The sequence below is a fragment of the Vibrio sp. 2130-1 genome (genome assembly GCF_033339515.1).
Genome location: NZ_JAWOUT010000668.1, coordinates 1 through 535, shown reverse-complemented (window position 1 = coordinate 535; position 535 = coordinate 1). Strand labels below are relative to the sequence as shown.

Sequence of the window (535 nt, the reverse complement as noted above, 5' to 3'; positions counted from 1 at the left end):
TGCGGCCTCAGGAATGTGTGAAGGTGGACGTGTCGTCAATTATTTAGAAACATTGCTGCCAGATAAGAGAAATGATGTGTTATTTGCCGGCTATCAAGCGGAAGGGACTTTAGGTCGGCGTATCCAAGATGGAGTAGAAAGTGTATTGATTGAAGGTAAACGCGTAAAAGTGAAAGCTCAAGTTCATACGATGTCAGGCTACTCTGCACATGCCGATATGAACGACTTAATACAATTTGTAACTGCCATTCCCACTCCTCCTAAGGAGGTTCACCTTATACATGGTGAGGAAGATTCGAAAAAAGCACTTTATCAACAACTAATCAACCTCGGATATAACTGCGTATTATAGTGAATTAGATAATTATTTAATTTCGAGACAACATAATATATCGCAAACATAGTTTGTCGAATTCATTGATATAGTAACGTCAAGATTCAAAAACAAGCCATAAGTAAGGACTCAGGTTCAAGAAAATTCTCAAAGTTACAAGCATGTTCTGGATTAAGGGATATAATTTCTATACGAATTAAA

At 37.4% G+C, this 535-nt stretch carries 1 protein-coding gene; it reads left to right on the top strand.

What is annotated here, in order from left to right; genetic code table 11:
- Positions 1–352: MBL fold metallo-hydrolase RNA specificity domain-containing protein (locus R7Q09_RS28045; protein ID WP_318144193.1), on the top strand; the 352-nt coding region annotated here is incomplete at its 5' end.
- Positions 353–535 lie beyond the last annotated feature (183 nt).